Source organism: Stenotrophomonas sp. FW305-C-20-S1, from assembly GCF_058783335.1.
Genome location: NZ_JBYTEK010000018.1, coordinates 70,403 through 90,380, shown reverse-complemented (window position 1 = coordinate 90,380; position 19,978 = coordinate 70,403). Strand labels below are relative to the sequence as shown.

Annotated in this window: 23 protein-coding genes and 2 tRNA genes; 13 read left to right on the top strand and 12 right to left on the bottom strand. The window is 61.6% G+C overall.

What is annotated here, in order from left to right:
- Positions 1–243: 243 nt before the first annotated feature.
- From AC3WTC_RS11820 to AC3WTC_RS11805, 4 genes are all read right to left on the bottom strand, one after another.
- Complete coding sequence (locus AC3WTC_RS11820) at positions 244–1,785, bottom strand: PH domain-containing protein (RefSeq protein WP_492711471.1); 1,542 nt, start codon at positions 1,783–1,785, stop codon at positions 244–246.
- Positions 1,782–2,258 (bottom strand): PH domain-containing protein, encoded by a 477-nt coding sequence (locus AC3WTC_RS11815; RefSeq protein WP_279209217.1) that lies wholly within the window; start codon positions 2,256–2,258, stop codon positions 1,782–1,784. Before AC3WTC_RS11815 ends, AC3WTC_RS11820 begins: the two co-directional genes overlap by 4 nt.
- 112 nt (positions 2,259–2,370) lie before the next feature.
- Positions 2,371–3,504: a GTP cyclohydrolase II RibA gene (ribA, locus tag AC3WTC_RS11810; RefSeq protein WP_088101461.1), complete on the bottom strand. Its 1,134-nt coding sequence runs from the start codon at positions 3,502–3,504 to the stop codon at positions 2,371–2,373.
- 74 nt (positions 3,505–3,578) lie between these two features.
- The gene (locus AC3WTC_RS11805) at positions 3,579–4,499 is read right to left on the bottom strand and encodes a lauroyl acyltransferase (RefSeq protein ID WP_105164715.1); all 921 of its coding nucleotides are present in this window, start codon (positions 4,497–4,499) and stop codon (positions 3,579–3,581) included.
- Between the two features lie 61 nt (positions 4,500–4,560).
- On the opposite strand from AC3WTC_RS11805, the gene dtd reads away from it, so the two are divergent.
- The 8 genes from dtd (at position 4,561) to AC3WTC_RS11765 (ending at position 11,152) form a co-directional block, all read left to right on the top strand.
- The gene (gene dtd / locus AC3WTC_RS11800) at positions 4,561–5,001 is read left to right on the top strand and encodes a D-aminoacyl-tRNA deacylase (protein ID WP_492711470.1); all 441 of its coding nucleotides are present in this window, start codon (positions 4,561–4,563) and stop codon (positions 4,999–5,001) included.
- Between the two features lie 90 nt (positions 5,002–5,091).
- Positions 5,092–6,942, top strand: a complete 1,851-nt coding sequence (rpoD, locus tag AC3WTC_RS11795) for an RNA polymerase sigma factor RpoD (protein WP_032976684.1) — start codon at positions 5,092–5,094, stop codon at positions 6,940–6,942.
- A gap of 590 nt (positions 6,943–7,532) precedes the next feature.
- The gene (locus tag AC3WTC_RS11790) at positions 7,533–7,862 is read left to right on the top strand and encodes a hypothetical protein (RefSeq protein ID WP_492711469.1); all 330 of its coding nucleotides are present in this window, start codon (positions 7,533–7,535) and stop codon (positions 7,860–7,862) included.
- Positions 7,863–7,906: 44 nt separating this feature from the next.
- A tRNA-Ile gene (locus AC3WTC_RS11785) sits at positions 7,907–7,982 on the top strand.
- 525 nt (positions 7,983–8,507) lie between these two features.
- Entirely contained in the window at positions 8,508–8,591 is an 84-nt protein-coding gene (locus tag AC3WTC_RS11780) for a DUF5681 domain-containing protein (protein ID WP_492711474.1), read from the top strand.
- 904 nt (positions 8,592–9,495) lie between these two features.
- A tRNA-Arg gene (locus AC3WTC_RS11775) sits at positions 9,496–9,569 on the top strand.
- 298 nt (positions 9,570–9,867) lie between these two features.
- Positions 9,868–10,713: a hypothetical protein gene (locus AC3WTC_RS11770; protein ID WP_492711468.1), complete on the top strand. Its 846-nt coding sequence runs from the start codon at positions 9,868–9,870 to the stop codon at positions 10,711–10,713.
- On the top strand, positions 10,703–11,152 hold the full coding sequence (locus AC3WTC_RS11765) for a hypothetical protein (RefSeq protein ID WP_492711466.1): 450 nt from the start codon (positions 10,703–10,705) through the stop codon (positions 11,150–11,152). Before AC3WTC_RS11770 ends, AC3WTC_RS11765 begins: the two co-directional genes overlap by 11 nt.
- A gap of 84 nt (positions 11,153–11,236) precedes the next feature.
- Here AC3WTC_RS11765 and AC3WTC_RS11760 read toward each other — a convergent pair whose 3' ends face one another.
- Positions 11,237–11,449 (bottom strand): hypothetical protein, encoded by a 213-nt coding sequence (locus AC3WTC_RS11760; RefSeq protein ID WP_492711465.1) that lies wholly within the window; start codon positions 11,447–11,449, stop codon positions 11,237–11,239.
- Between the two features lie 994 nt (positions 11,450–12,443).
- Between AC3WTC_RS11760 and AC3WTC_RS11755 the strand changes: the two genes are divergently transcribed.
- The gene (locus AC3WTC_RS11755; RefSeq protein WP_492711463.1) at positions 12,444–12,572 is read left to right on the top strand and encodes a hypothetical protein; all 129 of its coding nucleotides are present in this window, start codon (positions 12,444–12,446) and stop codon (positions 12,570–12,572) included.
- Between the two features lie 67 nt (positions 12,573–12,639).
- Here the strand turns inward: AC3WTC_RS11755 and AC3WTC_RS11750 are convergent, their stop codons facing one another.
- Positions 12,640–13,467 carry a S1 family peptidase gene (locus AC3WTC_RS11750; protein ID WP_492711461.1) on the bottom strand — a complete coding sequence of 276 codons (828 nt, stop codon included), beginning with the start codon at positions 13,465–13,467 and terminating at the stop codon, positions 12,640–12,642.
- A gap of 196 nt (positions 13,468–13,663) precedes the next feature.
- On the opposite strand from AC3WTC_RS11750, the gene AC3WTC_RS11745 reads away from it, so the two are divergent.
- On the top strand, positions 13,664–14,206 hold the full coding sequence (locus AC3WTC_RS11745) for a hypothetical protein (RefSeq protein ID WP_492711472.1): 543 nt from the start codon (positions 13,664–13,666) through the stop codon (positions 14,204–14,206).
- 73 nt (positions 14,207–14,279) lie between these two features.
- Here the strand turns inward: AC3WTC_RS11745 and AC3WTC_RS11740 are convergent, their stop codons facing one another.
- Together AC3WTC_RS11740 and AC3WTC_RS11735 are read right to left on the bottom strand one after the other, a co-directional pair.
- The gene (locus AC3WTC_RS11740) at positions 14,280–14,840 is read right to left on the bottom strand and encodes a hypothetical protein (protein ID WP_152543234.1); all 561 of its coding nucleotides are present in this window, start codon (positions 14,838–14,840) and stop codon (positions 14,280–14,282) included.
- Between the two features lie 19 nt (positions 14,841–14,859).
- A complete protein-coding gene (locus AC3WTC_RS11735; protein ID WP_257216103.1) occupies positions 14,860–15,201 on the bottom strand; it encodes a winged helix-turn-helix transcriptional regulator in 342 nt (113 codons plus the stop codon).
- Positions 15,202–15,329: 128 nt separating this feature from the next.
- Between AC3WTC_RS11735 and AC3WTC_RS11730 the strand changes: the two genes are divergently transcribed.
- Together AC3WTC_RS11730 and AC3WTC_RS11725 are read left to right on the top strand one after the other, a co-directional pair.
- Entirely contained in the window at positions 15,330–15,737 is a 408-nt protein-coding gene (locus tag AC3WTC_RS11730) for a DoxX family protein (protein WP_033832305.1), read from the top strand.
- 74 nt (positions 15,738–15,811) lie between these two features.
- A complete protein-coding gene (locus AC3WTC_RS11725; RefSeq protein ID WP_033832304.1) occupies positions 15,812–16,201 on the top strand; it encodes a VOC family protein in 390 nt (129 codons plus the stop codon).
- A 140-nt stretch (positions 16,202–16,341) separates the two neighbouring features.
- Here AC3WTC_RS11725 and AC3WTC_RS11720 read toward each other — a convergent pair whose 3' ends face one another.
- From AC3WTC_RS11720 to AC3WTC_RS11705, 4 genes are all read right to left on the bottom strand, one after another.
- Positions 16,342–16,650, bottom strand: a complete 309-nt coding sequence (locus AC3WTC_RS11720) for a helix-turn-helix domain-containing protein (protein ID WP_080277666.1) — start codon at positions 16,648–16,650, stop codon at positions 16,342–16,344.
- Between the two features lie 20 nt (positions 16,651–16,670).
- Entirely contained in the window at positions 16,671–17,039 is a 369-nt protein-coding gene (locus AC3WTC_RS11715) for a hypothetical protein (RefSeq protein ID WP_180165453.1), read from the bottom strand.
- Positions 17,040–17,252: 213 nt separating this feature from the next.
- Positions 17,253–17,402, bottom strand: coding sequence for a hypothetical protein (locus AC3WTC_RS11710; RefSeq protein WP_154881118.1), 150 nt, complete (start codon positions 17,400–17,402; stop codon positions 17,253–17,255).
- The gene (locus AC3WTC_RS11705) at positions 17,399–18,802 is read right to left on the bottom strand and encodes a hypothetical protein (protein WP_492711459.1); all 1,404 of its coding nucleotides are present in this window, start codon (positions 18,800–18,802) and stop codon (positions 17,399–17,401) included. Before AC3WTC_RS11705 ends, AC3WTC_RS11710 begins: the two co-directional genes overlap by 4 nt.
- A 585-nt stretch (positions 18,803–19,387) precedes the next feature.
- On the opposite strand from AC3WTC_RS11705, the gene AC3WTC_RS11700 reads away from it, so the two are divergent.
- Positions 19,388–19,924: a hypothetical protein gene (locus tag AC3WTC_RS11700; RefSeq protein ID WP_431601758.1), complete on the top strand. Its 537-nt coding sequence runs from the start codon at positions 19,388–19,390 to the stop codon at positions 19,922–19,924.
- Positions 19,925–19,978: the final 54 nt, after the last annotated feature.

The window sequence follows — 19,978 nt, the reverse complement described above, 5'->3', positions numbered from 1 at the left end:
TCCACGCCATGCGTGGGTGGTGCAGTAGATCCACGCCATGCGTGGGTGGTGCAGTTGATCCACGCCATGCGTGGGTGGTGCAGTAGATCCACGCCATGCGTGGGTGGTGCAGTAGATCCACGCCATGCGTGGGTGGTGCAGTAGATCCACGCCATGCGTGGGTGATGCAGTAGATCCACGCCATGCGTGGGTGGTGCAGTAGATCCACGCCATGCGTGGATGGCGGTTCAACGATCGGCCGCGCTACCAGCGCAGCTTGCGCCGTGCCAGCGCCGTGGCCAGTTCTTCCATCAAGGCATGTGCACGCGCCTGCGGCAGGTAGCGCAGTGCCAGTGCCACATCGCCATGCGCACCGGCGGTGTCCAGCTGCAGGCTGGCCGTACCCAGCAGCTTGTCCAGCGGCGAGCGCTGCAGGCGCAGGCCCTGCACCTTGTCCAGCTCGGCCCAGCGCCACCAGCGCTTCCACCAGCCGCCGCGCACCGCCACGAACTGGCCATCCAGGTGCCAGCCCATCCGCGCCATCTGCCGGTGCGCGATCAACAGGCTGACCGGCAGCCAGGCCAGCAGTGCCAGGGCCGGCAGGCCCCAGCGCCAGTACAGCGCGGCGGTCAGCAACGGCACCACCAGCAAGGTGGACAGCGACAATCGCCACCAACCGCGTTGCGGTATCGGCTGCCACTGCTGTGGTGGCCATTGCAGCTGCGGCAGCAGGTGGCGCACCAGCCCATCGCAGGCGCTTGCGCCAGCCAGCGGTGCCAGTTCGCGCAGCGCGCGGTCGTCGTCGCGCGCGGGGCCACCGGCGGCGCTGTCGATGCGCAGCTGGCGCAACCCGAACCAGCGTTGCAGGGTGCTCTCGCCCAGCGTCCATGCCTGGATGCGGCGGCGCGCGACGCTGCTGCGGGTGCGGCTGAGCAGGCCGGTGGAGACGGTCAGGCGCCGTTCGCGCTCGCTGAGGGTGAAGCCGTGGTAGCGCAGCAGCGTCAACACCACCGACAACACCCGCAGCAGCAGCCAGCCCAGCAGCAACGCGGCCGCCAACAGCACCAGCCCGCCGGTCACCCCGGCATGCAGGTGGCTGGCGTAGCCGAAGGCCTCGCGCCCGCCACGCTGGATGGCATCGTCCATCACCGGGCGCGGTACGGTCTGGAACAGGACGCCGAAGGTGGCGATCGCCAGCGCCCAGCCACGGTTGGACAGCAGGCCCATGCGCAGCACGTCCCAGCTCGACAGGCGCAGCAGTACCTGCTCGTCGTCGGATGGCACGACATCGGCAGCCGGCGCGTCGCCCGGCGTCGGCTGGGGCGCCTGTCCACGCTGGCGCACCAGTTGTTCCAGGGCCAGCGCCTGGTCCAGCCGCAGCACGCGCATCTCCGCTTCCGGGCGCACCCCGCCGGCCGATTCCAGGCGCAGTTCGGCAACCCCGAACAACCGGTGCAACGGGTTCTGCCGCACTTCCACGTTGTGGATGCGGGCGAAGGGAATCTCGCGCCGGTTGCGCGCCAGTAGGCCGCTGCGCACGGTGATCGCATCGTTGCCGATGCGATAGCGGTAGCTGAGGTACTGCAGCACCGACACCAGCACCAGCGCGGCGATGGCGGTCAACGGGATCAACTGTGCCCACATCGGATCGCGGTCGCCGCGTTGGCCGAACACCAGCAACGCGACCAGCGGCAGGAAATAGTGGCGCAGCTGCATCAGCAGCACGAACAGCCACGACCACGGATGCAGGCGATGCTCGTCGCCACCGCTGGGCAGCGAGGGCGGCAGGGGCGGGGGCAGGCTCACAGGGCGTCGGCGTCCTGGTCGAGCTGATGGGCCAGGGTGTCACGCAGGCGCTCGGCATCGGCTTCGTCCAGGCCGCTGACGGTGACCGCACTCAGGCGGGTGCCAGCGGTATGCACGATCAGCGTGGCCAGGCCTGCACGCCGCTCCAGGGGCCCGCGACGCAGGTCCAGGTGCTGCACGCGCGAAATGGGGATGCGGGTCTCCAGCTGCCACATCAGGTCGCGGCGCAGGCCTAGGCCCTGTGGGTCCAGCCGCCAGCGGGTGCGGGTCAGGCGCCGATGGCCGATCCAGGCGCCGAAGGCGAGGCCGACCAGCAGGCCCAGCATCGCTGCCCACAGGCCACCGGGAAGATCGAAGAACCACCAGAGGGCCGCCAGCGGTGCGCCGGGGATGAACAGTCCGCCGAAGGCGCCCTCCAGCGCCGCCAACCGGGCAGCGCGCCGCGGCAGGGGTTGCCAGTGGTCGAGGGGCATTTCGGCAGCAGCAACAGGCAAGGGCAGTTCGGTCACGCGGGCGTCCGTCGGGCAGCAGGGCGGGCAGGCGCGGTGATGGCCGCACCGCGCAGACGTTAGCAGGTCGCCCGCGTTACTGGGCGGCCTGGATCAGCGCATCGACATCCAGCAGATGGCCGGCACGGTCGGCCTTGGTGCGCAGGTAGTGCTCGTTCTCGGCGGTGATCTCGCCGGTGACCGGAATGCAGTCCAGCACTTCGATGCCGGCATTGCGCAGGCGCTGTGCCTTGGTCGGGTTGTTGCTGAGCAGGGCAACACGGGATACACCCAGCCCGCGCAGCATCGCCACCGCGCTGCCATAGCGGCGCTCGTCGGCGCCGAAGCCCAGCTGCGCATCGGCGTCGATGGTATCCAGGCCGTCGTGCTGGTAGCCGTAGGCGCGCATCTTCGCGGCGATGCCGGTACCGCGGCCTTCCTGGTCCAGGTACAGCAGCACGCCGCCGCCCAGTTCCTTCAGTTTGCGCAGGCCGCGCCGCAGCTGGTCGCCGCAATCGCACTTGAGCGAACCGAACAGGTCGCCGGTGAGGCAGGACGAATGCACGCGCACCGGCACCACTGCGGACAGGTCCGGTTCGCCGACGATGATCGCTACCTGGTCGCGCTGGGCGACGCCACCGCGGAACACCGCGAAGGTGGTCATGCCGACGTCGCGCAGCGGCACCGGAGAACGCGCCACCAGTTCGTAATCATGTGCGGCGTGCGCGGCGCCTTCGGCCAGATCGCACAGGCCAACCTCGGCCGCGCCATCGAACGTGGCGTCGTCTGCATCCAGGCGCACGGCCACCATCGCCGGCAACAGCAGGCCCAGCCGGGCCAGTTCGACAGCGCCGGCATCGAACGCATCGCCTGCGCTCCAGGCCGCGGGCATCGGTCCGGGTTCGCGCAGGTAGCCCAGCGAGGGCAGGGCATCGAAGGCAACGCCGGCCAGCGGCAGGCGCGCGCCTTCGGGGGCCTCCACGCCGAGCACGCGGGCGCGGGTGGCGGTCAGGTACAGGTAATGGCGCTCGCGCGCGGCACTGGCGAAGGCGGCGAAGCTGCTGGCAGTGGCGCTGTCCAGCGCGATCACCGCCAGGCGCTGGCCCTGGCCATCGTGGAGCAGGACCGGGCGACCGGCGCGCAGTTCGGCGACCGCGCGCTCGCAGCGGATCGCTGCCGGATCACCGAACAGGGGGGAAGCAGACATGGCAGGACCGGGGGAGGCGGACATCGGTGTCTCTATGGGGGCGCCAGCGTCGTATTCAACGTGCTGCGGCGGTGTGTCGCAGGCCGGTGCAGCGGCTCTCAGTGCGGATGTTCGTCGGTTGCGTACGGGTCTTCCTCGCCGCTGCCCGGTGGCCGCAGCGTATAGCGCTTGTAGGTCCACTGGTACTGCGCCGGGTCGCGGCGGGCGATGCGTTCGATGCCCGCGTTGAGCGCGGTGGCCGCCACGTGCGGGTCCGGATCGGCCACGGCCGGGTCGGTCGGCTCGATGTGCAGGGCAAATTCCATGTCCGGGCCGATGCGCTCGCACCAGCCATACAGCACGGTCGCGCCGGTGCGCTCGGCCAGGCGGTTGACCAGGGTCATGGTCAGTGCCTGCACGCCGAAGAACGGCACGAACACCCCGTCGCCGGCCTTGGGCTGCTGGTCGGGCAGGATGCCGGTGGCACCGCCGTCCTTGAGCACCTTGAACAGCTGGCGCACGGCCGGGCCTTCGGCGCGCACCTGCTGCACGTTGTCGCCGCCGCGCACGATCTGCAGGAAGGCATCGCTGGCCTCGTCCTCCGGCGGCTTGTAGACGATGGCGATCTGGCCGCGCGAGGCCAGCCACTGGTTCAGCAGCTCCCAGTTGCCGTAGTGCGGGGCCGCCACGATCACGCCCCTGCCGCTGGCAAGGGCCGCGTCGTACAGGGCCTGGCCGTGGCGCTCCTTCAGGTGCAGGCGCAGGTTGTCGGCGGGCTTCCGGCTCCACAGGCGCAGGGTCTCGATGGCCTGCAGGGCGGTGGAGCGCAGCAGTTCGCGCTGCAGGCGGTCGCGTGCCGGCGCGTCCAGCTCGGGGTAGGCCAGCTCCAGGTTGCGGCGGGTGACGCGGCTCTCGCGGGCATCGAGGCGCACCCACGTCCAGGCCAGGGCGCGCGCGAACCCGCGCAGCAATGGCCAGGGCAGGCGGGCGAACAGGGTGGTGGCGCGGTAGACCAGCCGGGCTTTGCGGTGTGGATTCATCGGCCCCAGTTTAGCCAAGGGCGCTGCTATCGTGGCCGGCCCCTTGCCTGGAAGCCCGCCGATGCTCGTCCTGATTCAACGTGTCAGCCAGGCTGCCGTGCATGTGGAAGGTGAGGCGGTGGGGCAGATCGGCCCCGGCCTGCTGGCCCTGGTCGGCATGGAGCCGGGCGATACCGAGGCCCAGTTGCAGCGGATGGCCGAACGCCTGCTCGGCTACCGTGTGTTTGCAGATGAGGCCGGAAAAATGAACCGCTCGCTGCGTGATACCGGCGGCTGCCTGCTGCTGGTCAGCCAGTTCACCCTGGCCGCGGACACCCGTTCCGGCATGCGGCCAAGCTTCACCAGCGCGGCACCGCCGCAGGAGGCTGAACGCGGGTTCAATCGATTTGTCGACATCTGTCGTGAAAATCACGCGCCGGGGGTGGAAACGGGCCGCTTCGGTGCCCATATGGTCGTCAGCCTGGTCAACGACGGTCCCGTGACCTTCCTCCTCAGGCCCTAGGCCGCCGGGACCACCGCCCGGCAGGCCGGGCCCCGGGCTGGTATAATGCTACGTTCCCTATTTCCCCCTAGCCGGTGGCGCGAGCACTACATGGCCAACGAACGTCCTGCCCAATCCGAAATCAAGCAACTGATCAGCAAGGGCCTGGAACAGGGCTACCTGACCTATGCCGAAGTCAATGACCATCTGCCCGACGACATGGTCGACCCGGAACAGATCGAAGACATCATCGGCATGATCAACGGCATGGGCATTGATGTCCATGAAGTTGCTCCGGATGTGGAAACCCTGCTTCTCAACGACGGCAACACGGGCAACCGTGAGGTCGACGACACCGCAGCCGAAGAAGCTGCCGCCGCGCTGAGCGCGCTCGACACCGAAGGTGGCCGTACCACCGACCCGGTGCGCATGTACATGCGCGAAATGGGTACCGTCGAGCTGCTGACCCGCGAAGGCGAAATCGCCATTGCCAAGCGCATCGAAGAAGGCCTGTCCCAGGTCCAGGCCGCACTCGGCCAGTTCCCGGTGTCGGTCGAATCGCTGCTGACCGATTACGAAGCGCACAAGGAAGGCCGCAAGCGCCTTGCCGAAGTGATCGTCGGCTTCAACGACCTGACCGACGACGTGCCGGCCCCGGCCGCTGTGGTGGCCGATGACGCGGACGACGCCGATGCCGACGCCGACGAGGAAGAAGACGACGTCGACGGCGGCGATGAAGAAGCCGCACCGACCGGTCCGGATCCGGAGGAAGTGGCTGCGCGCATGCAGGCGCTGGGCGATGCCCTCAACGCCTTCAAGAAGGCTGCCGCCAAGGGCGACAAGAAGAACCTGCTGAAGCTCCGCGAGGAGATGTCGGCGGTGTTCGTCACCCTGAAGCTGCCGCTGCCGCTGACCGACGTGCTGACCAAGCAGTTGCGCGACACCATGGGCAGCATCAAGGCCCACGAGCGCCGCGTGCTGAACCTGGCCACCGTCACTGCCCGCATGCCGCGCAAGGACTTCATCCGTTCCTGGGAAGGCAACCAGACCAACCTGGAGTGGGTGGAAGACGCACTGAAGCGCAAGCAGAAGTGGTCTTCGGCGCTGCGTGAAGTGAAGGACCAGATCGTGTCCGAGCAGCAGGCCACCATCGACATCGAGAAGGTCACCCTGCTGGACCTGGACGAGCTGAAGGAACTCAGCCGTGCCATGGCCTACGGCGAAGCCAAGGCGCGCAAGGCCAAGAAGGAAATGGTCGAGGCCAACCTGCGCCTGGTGATCTCCATTGCCAAGAAGTACACCAACCGCGGCCTGCAGTTCCTCGACCTGATCCAGGAAGGCAACATCGGCCTGATGAAGGCCGTGGACAAGTTCGAGTACCGCCGCGGCTACAAGTTCTCCACGTATGCGACCTGGTGGATCCGCCAGGCCATCACCCGTTCGATCGCCGACCAGGCGCGCACCATCCGTATTCCGGTGCACATGATCGAAACGATCAACAAGTTGAACCGCATTTCCCGCCAGATGCTCCAGCAGTACGGCCGCGAGGCTACGCCGGAGGAGCTGGCCAAGGAAATGGACATGCCGGAAGACAAGATCCGCAAGGTGATGAAGATCGCCAAGGAGCCGATCTCGATGGAAACCCCGATCGGCGACGACGAGGATTCCCATCTGGGCGACTTCATCGAGGACACCAACGTGGAGTCCCCGATCGAGAACACCACCAACATCAACCTGTCTGAAACCGTGCGTGACGTGCTGGCCGGCCTCACCCCGAGGGAAGCCAAGGTGCTGCGCATGCGCTTCGGCATCGACATGAACACCGACCACACCCTCGAGGAAGTCGGCAAGCAGTTCGACGTGACCCGCGAGCGCATCCGCCAGATTGAAGCGAAGGCCCTGCGCAAGCTGCGTCACCCGAGCCGTTCGGAGCAGCTGCGCAGCTTCCTGGATATCGATTGATCTCCAGGTAGTGCCGAGCCATGCTCGGCAACGGCTTCTGTCGAGAAAAACCCCGCCTTGGCGGGGTTTTTCTTTGGAGGGCTGCTGCAGGGCCGAGCCCGTGCTCGGCTCCCGTTGGCGGTGACGCTTTGGCCAACTCTTTGTCGTCTCCTACCACCAATATTTGCGCCTTTTGACGCAACCGGCTTGAGCATTGTTGAGCAATAAAGCGCGATTCCGTGCGGCGGGCAGGAGTTGACCAGCTCATTCCTCAGTTGCCCCAGTACGTCGAGCTGTTTGAGCTGGCATGCCTGCCGCAAGCCCTGTCGCAATCAACAATTGAAGGCACTACCTTCTTTTCCACACAGTCCCCTGCAGGTGCTCAACACACCGTCGTGGGAGGGCTGTCTGCCGTAACAGCGGACAATCCAAGGTCAAATCGCATCACTCGCCACCCCGGCGAGCCCAAAGGTTTCTGGCCGGGTGGCGCGCAGCCATGCAAGACCCCGCAAAGGGAAAAGCTGCGGGCGGCCCTACGACCGTGTTGAAGCACCCGGCCGCCTCTCTCAACAGGAGGCGTAGAAGGTTCGACGAATCGTAGGAGATCCAAGATGAGACTGAAGGCGATAGCCGGCAAGAGCGCTGGCGACCGGGCTAGTGCAGATACGTGTGACTTCCCGCCCCTGCTGGATTGGATTGAAGTGCTGCAGGACGAGCGGGAGGATCGGCTGGGGTTTGCCAGACGCGCGACGTTCGCGCTGCTGACGCAGTCTGGTGCGAGATTGATCGAAGGCTTCGGTAGCGGCAATCAGAAGGGACTGGAGGGGGCCATGAGGGCAGTGGCGCTGTTCCAAGCGCATCTGCAGGAGATGGAGCGGTTCGCTGGGATAGCCGAGAAGCGGTTGCAGCATGTTGCTGAGGCACTCGCTACTGCCGACTGAGTAGCCGACTCCGGCCATGCTCCACTACACTGTGAGGCTGCGCAGGGCCTATAGCTCAACGGTTAGAGCAGGGGACTCATAATCCCTTGGTTCCAGGTTCGAATCCTGGTGGGCCCACCATCGAATCAGGCGCTTAGGCGTCGGCCCATGTGCCTTTTTTGTGCCGGCGAAAGAATAGCCGAAAAAATTCAGCGCTTCTCTTGATGCTTCATGGCCACTAGCCATTGATCGACTGCTAGCTACATCACCACTTTGAGTAGTGGATCGCCGGATCCACAAATATCCGCATATGACGCGGTAATCGGTTGCGAGCCCTCGGCAGACTGACGAGTAGGTCAAGCCGGCATTCGCAAAGATGACGAACAACCCGATTCTGTACGAAGCGCTGCCTAAGCTGCGCCCGCTTGTGGCTGAACGTAGGGAATGGCTATGTCGTTGTCTCTATCTCCCGCAGCCGTGAAGGGCATCGCTGCAGTGACGCTCCGAGCCAACGCGGGGCAACGTGTCTACCTGGGGGTTTGGACATTACCGAGGTGGCCGCCAGCTTCCTCCGGCGACATGTCGAGGAGGTTGGCTTGGATGTTGCGGACAAGGCTTTCCGAAGGCACGGGCTCACATTGGTAACACCTGAAATAGGTGACAGCTATGGCATTCAAGTCAGGACAATCGGGCAATCCGAGCGGCCGGCCCAAGGTGGATTTTGAGGTGTGTCAGTTGGCGCGAGAGTAAAGCCAGGAGGCTATTGAGAAGCTCGGGGCTATCATGCGAGGCGACAACCCTGCTCTGGCTAAGTCGGCCAGCGAGGCGCTGCTGGATCGGGGCTACGGCAAGCCGGCCCAGTCGGTTGAGCCCCTGATTCGGTGCATGTCCAGACCATCACCGTGCGACTGGTTGCTATGACGGCAGACTCCGAGGTCGAGGACGGCCGTGGTTGGTGATCAAATGCCAATCTCTACCGTAGAAGCAGATTGATCCCAAGAGGCTTGAGATGGCGTGACCTACGTGGTGTTTGCCGCTGAGCAGCAGTACCTGCCGGAGGACTTCGAGGGCAGGGCAGAGGTGGCCAGGGGCGCTATCGGCGAGCCTTGGAAGGCCTACGACCTGCACGACGGGCGCTACCCTGCCTGGACGGGCGGACACTGCGAATGTGGCCTGATTAGCTGTTTCAGCAATGGCCGGTGGGTGGCTGAGGTAGATGTGTTTCACTCAGTTATAGACCAGCACTCGCTGCACTAGACCTACTTCCGGGTCTCCTTGCAGACGTACATGTCCCACTCCTTTTCGTACCGACATCCGACGCCACATTCGTAGCTCCCGAAGTCGTCGGATTGATGCTGGAAGGCCAATTGCCGCAGAGCGCCAATAGAGGCGACTTGGCACTGCTCGAAGGACTCGTAGTGGCCGTAGATCGCCTTGGAGGCGTCTTCAGCGGCCAAGGACTTCCCGGGCGGATAGACGAAGGCGGTCCATGTGTCCGACTGCCTGGAGCAGCCCCCAAGCACGACGAGGAAGGGTAGGGCGGTGAGCCGCAGTCTACGCATGGGCCAGGTCCTTGGCATTTAGGGGTAGCCTACCAGCAGCCGCAGCGCGACTAAGCGGGCTTGGAGGGTCCGTCCTAGGTATGGGCTCGCCAGCCGTCCGATGGCTGGATTGAGCACCGGCCTTCTGAGCCGGCGGTTACAGGTTCGATTCCTGTCGGGCGCGCCATGCGAATCAATGGCTTACGGTCATTAGGATAACTGATCCGGAAATGGCTCCGGAAATCACCGCTGCTCCTAGGTCACCTCATGCCGCTTCGTCTCACCTTTTGTGAGATTTCTTCGGGTCGTTTAGGCCACTTGGGCACTTGCGGCTCCGCGAAGCACATGCAAGAGTTCGCGGAAAGCGTCTTTGGAGATGCTTCACGGTGCTGAGCACATCTTGGCTATAATAGGCGGCTCGCTGAGCCGAGCCCAGGCTAGGGCTGGCAGTGAATGGCTCCTCAAAACAGGAAGGGAGTAGCGGTGTGACTCAGGCTGCGCCGGCCACAAAGTTCGAGACGCTTAGGCAGCGGATCGTAAGTGCTATTAGCGTTGCGCCGAGTGAGTTCGAGCTGCGACAGTTGCACGCAGAAGCCAAAAAACTGGCAAACGCTGATTCGCTTGGATCCGTGGAGCTAAGAGCGATGCTTGCGTGCATTGAAGGCGATGTCGAAGAAGCTGATCGCCTCTATCGCGGAGTTTTCAGAGCGACGGGCAATTCAGTGGAGCGTCTCTTCCGTTACATGATGCTTCTGGCTTCTGCTGGCTACTCGTCGCGGCTGGGCGAGGTGTATCGAGAGTTCGTAGTTCTGTCTGAGCTCCCTCTGCAAGCACGTGAGGTGGTGGCAAAAGTCTTGGGCTACTCTGGATGGGCGGCTGAATCGACCATGATTCGCAAGCAGTTGCTGGAGGCCGGCTATGAGATCGACGCCGGGAACGTGGGCGACCTCAACTTCGCCTCTTCGAAGGAAGGTGGCGATGATCGATTGCCGCGCTCTGCTGTGCTCGACGCAATGGAAACCAACGCCGAAACCCTGGCGCGGGTAGGGGTGGATGACGCCTGGGTTGCTGACCGAGTTGGTGACGCAATCCAGTTCTTTAGGTCTCGAAATACAGATCTAAAGGCTGTGCGCACAATCGCGACTCCCCGTGACGACGGCAACTTTGGCTTGCTCGTAAATCTTTACGTCGACCAGACACCGGAGCAAGCCGCCGAATCGGAATGGGATCTTTACGGTTTCATGGCGGATCGGAGCCCAGAGTTGATGGACTTTGAAGACGTCGGCTTTGCTGCGATTGGTATGCAGCTGAGGGAGTCGCATGCCAATTAATGCAATGGATTTGCAGCAATATGCGAAAGCAAATTGTGGACCGGAAGCTGATGAGACCACTTTGAGGTCAGCTGCCAGCCGCGCATACTATGGGGCGTATCACGCCCTTCTTCCATTTGTGGAGCAGCTTCCCGTCTCTGATCGAGGTGAGCGAGGGGCAACGACGATTGGACATAGGGAAATGCTGCGGCGGATTCAGGAATGGCACACTTCCGGTATCCATCCGAAGCTTTCGTCTATGGCGCACAGCCGCAACCAGCTAGTGCTGGCGCTTCGTGCTATGCGTGAGACACGCGAAGCTGCCGACTACCTGCTTGGTGCCAGCATCAGTCGGAATGACGTGATTCAGCAGGTCCAGAGGGGAAGTAAGATTCAGACTATCGTATTGCAGGTAAAGGACTTGCTCGACTCCTCGCTTGATGATGCCGCTTACGGTTGAACTGCTTGCGGATCGCGTGGGTTAGGCCTCGGCACTTGCTGCTTCTCTTCGCTGCCCGACTCATCAACTATCGGGAGTGAATGGTCATAGAGGTACATCCATCGCTTCCGTCTTGTGGCCACTGGCTTCCTTCTTGTCGCCCTTGGTGTCGGTGACTCCTCGATGCTTCAGGCTGTGTAGGCCGAACCGCTCCTCTTGGCTCAGCATCCCGTCCTTCACAGCATTGCGCATCGTGCGCCGGGCGTAGAAGAATCTGGGCTTGCCTTCACGCCAGGGGCTCCAAGATCGATGCAGCACAAGGGTGTTCGAGTCCTACTTTTTGGGCGTGCGACAGGGGCAAAATCCTGAGCTAGGCTGAGAGGCGCCACCTCATCCAAGGGCGCGGTCATGAACGAGAACGACAGCCTAGTGCCATTTGAACTCAGGGCGATAAATGCGAGCGCCGTGGGGGAACTCCTCGGGCTGACGCCTAGAACTGTTCTGGAATCGGTCGCGTGCCGTCCAGACTTCCCTATCAGGGTGTCGATGCGACCGGCTACATGGGTTGCCGGTGAAATCCTCAAATGGCGAGACACTAACCGAGCCGGCCTGCGGGCTCGCCGGCGTCGTAAGACCTAAGGGCGATTGCGCATACGGAACCGCTTAAGAACGGTTCTCGAACCCTCCTAGACCGTTACGTCACGGTGACGTCACCCGTGACGTTAGGGCGAACGCGCTCTATGTGTGGCAGCCGCCTCGAGCAACTGCTCGACTGACTTCCAATGCGTTCGTCATGCTTGGGGGATGCGTTCGCATGGACTTCGGATGCGTTCGCACTTTAGCCCTGCCATACCTTCGCTAGCCAAGGCCAGTAGTAGGTGGCTGTGATCGGGGGGGGGGCACAAGTTTCCGTCCTGTAGGCCGATATCGCTCCAGACGTCTAAAACAATGGAGCGGAGAACATGGACGATCAGATGGCCTGCCCGATGTGCATGGGGCGAGTCCCACGCGGTGCGATAGTCTGCCGAGGGTGTAAGGCTCGCATTGAGTACGGCATCCCTGGTTGGGCAGCTACAGTGGTTCCGGTCTGCTCTATCGCCTTCGGCCTCTGGCCGGGTGCAGTCCTGACTTGGTGGATCGGGCTAGTTGGAGGCTTGGTGCTTTTCTGGCTAGGTTCGGTGGGTCTCCAGCACCTGTTCCGGAACCGTGTCGTCTTCCGGCTGAGATACTGAGGCTCTCGATTGGGCTTCCCGATTCGATCTGTGAGCAGCGCGAGCGCTTCGCGACTCCGAGCCTGGTGCAGGTGGATCTGATGGCCCATGCGCGGTTGCAGGCCGGCTACCTCAACGAGCGGATGGGGCGGCAAGTGGCTGGCGGGCGGCTGCTGGTGGCGTTCCTACAGAAGAGCCAAGCCGTCGTGAAGGACCTCGGCGTGATCTGAGCATCACGTCCGGGGAGCTGGACGAATCGGCCGCACATGCTCCAAGCCTCCAAGGCAGTGAGTCAAACTACCAGTTCAATGTCCCGCCTGTTGTGATGCTCGAAAACGTGAATTGTGCTTGGTCTGCTGTTATCCAATTCGCCGGATTATCGATGAAGCTGATTAGCTCACGGATTGCCTTCGCTTTCCAGACCATTCCCAGATCTGAATCCTTGTGGATTCGGCCGCTGTAAATGCCTATCAACTCAGAGAATGGTCCAGCTTGAATTGCCGTTGAGCCGTCCTTCAATGCGAGTGGTCCGCCGTTCCTATAAAGAACGACTGGCGAACCAGATTGGCCTTGCCGACTTCTGCAATCAATTAGGAGAACGGGTAGATCGTTGTAGTCGATCTCAGGCTCCGAAGCCACAAAGCCTGTTGACCATACCCCAAGCCCGCCGCTCGCCTTTAGGCCGAACGGAAATCCTATGACACTCAGGATATCTGAAGGTCCAAGTAGAACTTTGGACGGCCGTTCTGGCACTGAGTAGGGGTGGAGATCAGTGTCCTGCAATTCAGTGAGCGGCAGGGCTACAAAGTCGGCTCTAGCCTTCAGCACCGGATGTTCAACCCAGAGTGGAGCCTCGTCGCGTAGTAGCGGTTGCTTTCTCTTGACGAATCTTCCTAGGTGTCCGCGTTCGTTGTGCGAGATAACGATAGCGTCTGGTATGCCGCCGGTGCGACTCAATGGTTCCCCTGTCTCCTGATGCCGGCCGGTGACGTTGTGCCGATTCGTCAACAAATATGGACCCTTCTGAGTCGCCACGACGAACCCGGTACCGCTGGAAAGTGGCGTATCACCAAAGAACATTTCTATAAAAAGTGAACGCGCTGATTCATGGGTGATTGCCGGCATTGTCGTCTCTTTGGGTAGCACAACTCTGTGCTGGCGAGGAGATGAGGGATCGTGCTCTTTCGTCAGAATTCAGTCAATCGAAGGAAGTTCGTATTGCATCGATTTGGCGCCCAAGTTGAAGTGTGTCCTGTACCAGTTCAGTCAAATGCTCGCCGTGTTCGCAGGATCTGAGACCGTCGGCCGTATCCTTCCGGCCATGCTTCCGTGGCACGGCTGCCAAGGCTTCCGCTCAGCACCACCACCCTCTGGCTGGGTCCAGCTGAGGGATATCTGGGTGCTGTGGTGGAGCGGCCGGCAGATCGCCCAGGTCTCGCCGGCTAAGGAGCGCGGGGTGCGTGTGCACCTGGATGCCCGGAAGATGTGGGATACCAAGGACGTAAGGGCGGCCAGCAGCGCGCAAGGCAAGCGCTACGCCGAGCGGTGGTGCGCGGCCAGGCTCTACCCCGAGCTGAAGCTGCGGGAAGCGGTAGCCAGGCTGTTGGACAGCACGCCGACGCCGCCGCCGCCGATGCCAGGCCTGCCGCCGACACCTGAGCAGCTGCAGCAGGCCCGCCGCTTGGCCGAGGCCGGAACGAGGGAGCTGGAGCGAGTCAAGGAAGCGCTGGAGCCACGTCGGCCGCCAGCGGTGACCAACCCTAGGGTAAAAGAACCGATGAAGGCTTGGCTTAGGACGGGCAGGGTGCAGTCGAGGGGACGGCAACCCGGCTCCCAAGTGGCACCGCGTGGCTTTTCCACCTGATTGGAGGGCGCCAGAACGATCTTCGGTGTCGGACGAACGGCCCATGCACGCGGAAGAGTGCATCCCCGGCCACTTAGATGGTGTAAGTGTGCCGTGTGTAGGCCCCGGTTCCTCCCCAGCGACTTTGGAGCGCTACCGCCGCGCGCCAAAGCTCCGTGTAAGGGACGTGGTGCACTTGGGCAATGGCAGATTCCGGGAAGAATGGATGATCGAAGAGGTCGACACTGATCTCTTGCTCCCACAGGACTCGGAGGTCGTTCTGAGCGTAAGCGATCCCAAGTTCACGAAGCGCTGCCAAGGTCGTCTCGATAACCACTCCGCCGTCTGAGTCGGACTCGTCTAGTTCATTCAGCGCGAAGAACGTAGCAACGGTCCTGTCGCTGGTGAAACTCAACCAGCTCTGCTTGTAGCGGGAGGAGTCAATCGCCGTGAAGGTCAGAGCATTCCGAATGCAGCTTGTGACGTAGACGTCAGTGGATCCCGCAGAGATTTCCGTATCTCCCGCATGGAACTGTGCCTCGCGTTCCGTGCCTTTTCGCGCAATGCCTTGACGAGTTTTCCACTGTTGAGAGGTCATGCCGCGATAGATCTTCAGGGAGGTCGCGTCATCTTGATCGGCGGAGAAATAGATCATGTGCGTCATATCGAGGCGGCTAGGTGGCAGATTGGCCGTTTGGCCTGCGGCCTCTCCCCGTCGGCCTTGGGGGGATGCTTTTCCCATACTCAGCCCACCATGCCATCAACGCCTCCATCGTTGGACCTAGTCCGCGAGCCTTGTCCGTCATTGCGTATTCCACACGGGGCGGTATCTCCGCGAAGACTGTGCGGGTTACTAACCCGTCGTCTTCCAGCTCCCGAAGCTGAGCGGTTAGCATGTGCTGCGTGACGCCTGGGATCGCCTTTCTAAGCTCGCCAAACCGATACACGCGCTGATTAAGATGCCACATTATTTCCAGCTTCCATTTGCCAGAGAGAAGGGCGAAGGCGCGGCGCATTTCCTCGTGCATGTTCACTTCATCTGCATTGGTATTGTTTTTAATACTAGGCATGACGAATTCATCCTACTTGCGATGACTGATGTTGTCTCGGATGCTGAGCATACCCCAGCGATCCGACGTGACCTATGTCAACCTCAATCATCTATTGGACTAGTACCGCGCTACTGAGCGCCCTCTACTTCTCATCGGCGGCCTTGTACTTGGTGAAGCCGGTCTTTGTGCGTGAGGCCCAGGCGCGGCTCGGTTACGCGGCGCCTTACCTTGTCCCGCTCATGGTGGTCATCAAAGTGGCGGCACCGATGGTGATTCTCTGGCGCTTTAGCGTTCCGCTCAGCGATCTCGCCTATGCGGGAGTCCTCTACCACCTGGGGCTCGCAGCAATCGCCCATATAGGCGCGGGGAAGTTGAAGGATTCCGTGCCTGCCCTAGTGGGTCTTGTGCTGCTTCTCACCTCGTTTGCCACGCAGAACGCGGTGCGGGAGGGGGTGTCTCCATACGCACTGACGCACATGTCTGCCAATGCGCGCGACTAATGAATTGCTGCGATTCGGCTACTCGGCCAGATCTAGGCGACTACTCCACATCAACGTTACTTTAGGCTGACAACGTGATCGATCATATCTCCGTAACCATGTCCGACTATCGAGCGGCAGTGCATTTCTACGATGAGGCACTGAACGCGCTCGGCTACGCAAAGCTCTTTACCTCGGAGACCGACAAGCTCACAACGGTCGCTTATGGGAAGGACGCACCCATGCTGTGGATCAGCGCAGGACCGAAAGCCGCTGGCGCTGTGCACCTCGCATTCCGGGCGCAGAGCAAAGCAGCGGTGGATGCTTTCTACGCGGCCGCGATGGCAGCCGGCGCTCGCGATAACGGCCCGCCTGGATACAGGTCACAGTACTATTCCGGCTACTACGCGGCCTTCGTGCTAGACACGGATGGGAACAACATCGAAGCCGTGTTCCACGACTCGTCATTCTTGGGCTCCCACTGACATATAGCTCGCGAGTGGTATAGCGCGGCTTTCCCACCGGATCGGACGCCAGAACAACCTCTGGCGTCGGACGATCTGGCCCTAGCCGCGAAGGCCTGCAGACGCGCTAGTCCGGTCCCTGGACATTTCCGCCTCACGGACTACTTCCTTTTTCGACGCACAGTCGCCGTCCTGTCAGCGGACTTGGTTCGCTTCGTTGCCAGTAGTTCTGCAATCCGCTCCTCAGCAGATGATGTGAGTGGCTTGGTGAAAGAGACTTTCGGGAGGACCGGCATGGGTGGGGGCACGTACCGCGACCGCTGCCACCATGCCTCTAGATCGGCGGCATGAATTCGATCCGATTTCGCGCCCTGCCCCAGACGCATCGCGGTGAGCTGGCCATCGTTGATCGCCCTACGAAGGGTTCGAGGGTGGCATGCACAAAGCTCCGCCGCCTGAGCGAGTGTCATCAGCTTGTCGGCCAGATCCATCAGCCCTTTCCTCTTCGTTGGTCAAAGCGCCTCAGGCGAGCAAGAGCCTCTTCCACCCGCGCAGACCTTGGAGCCATAGATGGAGTGTTGGAGCCAACACGCCCACGCGTGGTCCAGTCGCTAGCGTTGTGAATAGCCCGATAGAGTTCATTCTTCTCATAGAGCTGCTTGCCCATGAAGTTCCTAGGGACAAGGCCGAGATCGGGAGCGTTCTTCCGGAACTGACCGGACGACACGCCGCAATAGTGCGCCGCCTCGTCAACAGTGAGCCACTCCTTTCCTGAAATATCGAAACGAAGGACCGCCAACTGCTGGCGGAGAGCTTTGATCTCGTCCTGCAGGGAAATGTCGGGTTCAGAGGTGTCCATCTAGATCTCCGCCTACGTGTCCCCGATCACCCTGCCACAGTGCGGGCCGTGCCGGAACCCATGAAATCGGCCAACGGGATTTCAGGGACAGCCGTCGCAAAAGCGAGTCAGTTAGCGAGTCAGTGAGACATGTACGTAAATACATGTGTATTTATATCAATAACTTGTAATTACAATTCGGTTGCTGGTGGGCCCACCATAAAAAACAGGCACTTAGGCGGCGGCCCAAGTGCCTTTTTTGTGCCGGCGGAAAAATTGCCGGGAAAATTCACTGCCGCAGCGCTCGGTGATCCCGATGATGACCTGCAGCTCATGTAGCTTCTGAATCGGGGAAGATACGTCGCTGTTGAGTACGTCGATCATGGTTGCCCCCTAGGCGTGATTCGAGAAAGATGAAACGGCGTGTACAGGGATCTTGGGGGGGATTGGCACGACACGATCGACGGTTTCGCGGAGCTGTCGGAATAGTCGATGCTCACTGCTCCTCCATTTCGGCAAGCTGAAATCCATGCAGATCGCGCGTCCAACACATGCTCTCTAAAATCAAACCCATCTACTGCCACGGGTTTTCCCCCAGGCCTCAGAGAGCTGCAGGTCTTCACTTCGGGATCAAGCACAATCACTCCGCCACCGGTAAACAGGCCGTAGTTCCCTTGGCAGTCGTTGCGTGAAACCTCTCGCATCAGTTCCGCGGCAATGCGGAACTGCTGGTCCTTGCTCAAGCCGCTGATCGTTTCGCGAAGCGCGTAGCCATTCTGGGCTAGAAGTTCGATCATGGCGTTCTGCACCGGCGATCGCGCACCGAATGCCTCATTGAAGTCGGTACTTCCATTGAAACGCGACGAGGAGTTCTCTTGCAGGGTACTTTTCCAGAACGTGCCCAGAGCGACTGCTGGATCAGAATCTATCCGGATGAGGTTGATGAAGGCGTAGACCATCCCGCAGGAGTACGCGAGTTGATACTCGCCCCCACTGATCAGGTCATTCAATGGTCGCTTCTTGTACTCTGCCTGGTCGATACATGACTCCGCAGCTGCGCCTACGTCGCGCGTGATCCCTTGCTCCTTACTCCCGGTCACCTCCGACAGAAACAAGCTCGCTGCCATTTCTGCCCCGCCCTCGAGCAGCATAATTCTGCTTTCCTGCGGGAGTGACTCCATCATCTGCACATCTTGATTCCATTGATGAAATGCTTCATGGGCAATGAAGTGAGACAAGTCATTTGGAAAGCCTTTTGAGGTGTCCAGGCAGCCCGCACGAAGGCCAATCAGCAGCAGTCCGGGCAATGAGCTTCCGCTGAAGCGGCAGCCCTGCTGGGTATTGGCGCCCTGCTCAAGCAAGAAGATTACAGAGCTCACGCTGTGCGGCTCAGGTCCCAGGGCACGCCTATAGAACTTCTGGGCCTTCTCCAGCCAATCCTGATATTGGCTCCTGAACGCCTGTGGCACGCCTTGATCCGCCAGCAGCGTTGGAACTGGTATTGGCCGCCCATCGCTGAAGAATGCGTAGCCTTCGAACAACGTCACTGGAGAGCTTGCTGGAAGCTGTGAGGTTTCTGGATCGATATCGCCACATAGGCGTTCAAACTGCGAATCATCAGGATTGATCAAGGGCTGGAGGTTGATCGCGACAGTGGAGGGCGCCAACCTGATGATCAGCGGATACTTTCTTCCTTCGGGAAGCAGGCTCCTGCTGATATCCAAGGTGTAGACGTGTTCGTCCGAGCGGGAGCGCTTCGACGCTTGCCACTCCTGCAGGTTCAATTTGGGCGTACTCCGCGCTGTCACACGCAAAGTCGCCTTTGACATGGCTGTGTCGACCTCAAGGCCGGACGCGAGGCAATCACGCGTCCCGGCCCATGCGTTTGCTGTGAGGAGAGCCCACAGGAGCAAGGCTGCCAACAGAGCCCATGGCTTTGGAGCTATGGGTACCAGTCGAATGAAAGCCTTGCCGGCAGTTTCGCGCATATCACCCCGTCCACAGCCACTTCCCTGAAGCCTCACACTCAGCATTGCTCAGCCCTTCCGGTGGTTTATCGCGAACCGTTAGTCTGCACTGTAATGACCCACCGGTTTCTGCTGAGGCCATGCGGTTAATGTAGCGGCATAGGCCGCGTCCGCGGTCATTATTACCAATGCCAGGATGAGCCCGCCATCCTTGCCACCCGTTGTGCACCACCCTGACGTAGGCTTCCTGGCAGCTTCCGCAACGCAAGGATGCATCCAATGCCGGCACCCGCACATTCGCGCTTGATCACCGTAGCGGCCAGAACCCATCTCCGTCCCCTGGGCTGTGTGCAGAAAGGGCGCTCCAGAGTCTGGCTGGACGACCAGGGGTGGTGGGTCGGGATGGTTGAATTCCAGCAGTCTTCGTGGAGCAAAGGAAGTTATCTGAACGTTGGGGCGTGCTTCCTCTGGAATGAGAAGGACTTTCTGTCATTCGATGCCGGCCACAGGGTCGAGGGTTTCCACGAATTCATCAGTTACGCGCAGTTCGCACTGGCGGCGACGTTCCTGGCCGAACGCGCGGGGCAGGAGGTGCTCGCATTGCGGGAGCGTTTCGCATCGCCTTCGCATGTGGAGGCCTGGATAGCAGCCAACGCAGGCCTGTCGTTATGGGGCCACTACCACGCGGCAGTCGCGGCAGGCGTTTCTGGTGCGGTTGACCAGAGCAGGCAACTGTTCGAGAAGATCATTGCCGATCCGCACGACGCGCCGTGGGCGATCAACCTCAAGCACCGATGCGAGGCGCTTCTCTGCAGTGTGCAGAACGGCGCTGAATTCGAAGCAGAAATCGCCAGCATGATCACTCGGACCCGACGTCAGCTGGGACTTGCTGAACATGCGCAGGCAATGCCCGCTTGGCTGCGACAGCATGATTCGTAAGGCGGGTTGAAGACGGCCACCTGTCAGCTAGGCGCGGTACCAGACCCAGTGCGA

Coding starts and splice junctions, on each gene's coding strand:
- dtd (WP_492711470.1), top strand. CDS start 4,561: ATGCTCGTCCTGATTCAACGTGTCAGCCAGGCTGCCGTGCATGTGGAA.
- AC3WTC_RS11780 (WP_492711474.1), top strand. CDS start 8,508: ATGGCATTCAAGTCAGGACAATCGGGCAATCCGAGCGGCCGGCCCAAG.
- AC3WTC_RS11815 (WP_279209217.1), bottom strand. CDS start 2,258: ATGCCCCTCGACCACTGGCAACCCCTGCCGCGGCGCGCTGCCCGGTTG.
- AC3WTC_RS11735 (WP_257216103.1), bottom strand. CDS start 15,201: ATGCGCCGCGCCTTCGCCCTTCTCTCTGGCAAATGGAAGCTGGAAATA.
- rpoD (WP_032976684.1), top strand. CDS start 5,092: ATGGCCAACGAACGTCCTGCCCAATCCGAAATCAAGCAACTGATCAGC.
- AC3WTC_RS11755 (WP_492711463.1), top strand. CDS start 12,444: ATGGCCCATGCGCGGTTGCAGGCCGGCTACCTCAACGAGCGGATGGGG.
- AC3WTC_RS11700 (WP_431601758.1), top strand. CDS start 19,388: ATGGTTGAATTCCAGCAGTCTTCGTGGAGCAAAGGAAGTTATCTGAAC.
- AC3WTC_RS11790 (WP_492711469.1), top strand. CDS start 7,533: ATGAGACTGAAGGCGATAGCCGGCAAGAGCGCTGGCGACCGGGCTAGT.
- AC3WTC_RS11750 (WP_492711461.1), bottom strand. CDS start 13,467: ATGCCGGCAATCACCCATGAATCAGCGCGTTCACTTTTTATAGAAATG.
- AC3WTC_RS11765 (WP_492711466.1), top strand. CDS start 10,703: ATGCCAATTAATGCAATGGATTTGCAGCAATATGCGAAAGCAAATTGT.
- AC3WTC_RS11730 (WP_033832305.1), top strand. CDS start 15,330: ATGTCAACCTCAATCATCTATTGGACTAGTACCGCGCTACTGAGCGCC.
- AC3WTC_RS11805 (WP_105164715.1), bottom strand. CDS start 4,499: ATGAATCCACACCGCAAAGCCCGGCTGGTCTACCGCGCCACCACCCTG.
- AC3WTC_RS11745 (WP_492711472.1), top strand. CDS start 13,664: ATGCTTCCGTGGCACGGCTGCCAAGGCTTCCGCTCAGCACCACCACCC.
- AC3WTC_RS11740 (WP_152543234.1), bottom strand. CDS start 14,840: ATGATCTATTTCTCCGCCGATCAAGATGACGCGACCTCCCTGAAGATC.
- AC3WTC_RS11710 (WP_154881118.1), bottom strand. CDS start 17,402: ATGATCGACGTACTCAACAGCGACGTATCTTCCCCGATTCAGAAGCTA.
- ribA (WP_088101461.1), bottom strand. CDS start 3,504: ATGTCCGCCTCCCCCGGTCCTGCCATGTCTGCTTCCCCCCTGTTCGGT.
- AC3WTC_RS11720 (WP_080277666.1), bottom strand. CDS start 16,650: ATGACACTCGCTCAGGCGGCGGAGCTTTGTGCATGCCACCCTCGAACC.
- AC3WTC_RS11715 (WP_180165453.1), bottom strand. CDS start 17,039: ATGGACACCTCTGAACCCGACATTTCCCTGCAGGACGAGATCAAAGCT.